Below are 589 nucleotides of genomic sequence, written 5' to 3'. Positions count from 1 at the left end.
GGCGGGGCCGGTGCCTGGCCGGCGGAGGTGGAGGAGGCGAGGGTGCGGCTGCGCACCCGGTACAGGCCGGTGTCCAGGGCGGCGGACTGTTCGAGATTGACCTTGATCTCGCCCATGAACGTGTACCGCTGCTGCTTCGCGTACTCCCGGACCATGGCGGCGAGCTCGTCGCCGAGCTGGCTGGCGTAGGGGGCGAGCCGCTGGTAGTCGCTCGAGCTGAGCTCGACGATGAAGTCGTTGGGGACGACCGTGCGTTCCCGGTTCCAGATGGCCGCGTTGTTGTCGCACTCGCGCTGCAGGGCACCGGCGATCTCGACCGGCTGGACCTCGGACTTGAAGACCTTGGCGAAGGTGCCGTTGACGAGGCCTTCCAGCCGTTGTTCGAAGCGCTTCAGCACTCCCATGTCCTGCACCTCCTTCTCCGTGTCCCGGTGCGCGCGGCGTGGTACTGCTTACTGATCGTATCCACGCGCGAGACGACCAGGTGGTTCCCCTGCGCGCACCGCTCCACCCCTGGATCGTAGGGGCGGGCAAGGAACAGTGTCGCGCATGCGCCCGGGGAACGCCCCGGGGTGGGTGAGAATCGGGC

The 589-nt window shown here is 68.1% G+C and carries 1 protein-coding gene; it reads right to left on the bottom strand.

The features are described 5' to 3' along the window. Positions 1-404 (bottom strand): DUF3662 domain-containing protein (locus E1283_RS36825; protein WP_132822460.1); only part of this gene is annotated, 404 nt, incomplete at its 3' end. Positions 405-589: the final 185 nt, after the last annotated feature.

The sequence above is a fragment of the Streptomyces hainanensis genome, assembly GCF_004348415.1.
Lineage (GTDB): Bacteria > Actinomycetota > Actinomycetes > Streptomycetales > Streptomycetaceae > Streptomyces > Streptomyces hainanensis.
This window is presented reverse-complemented; position numbering and strand designations above follow the sequence as displayed.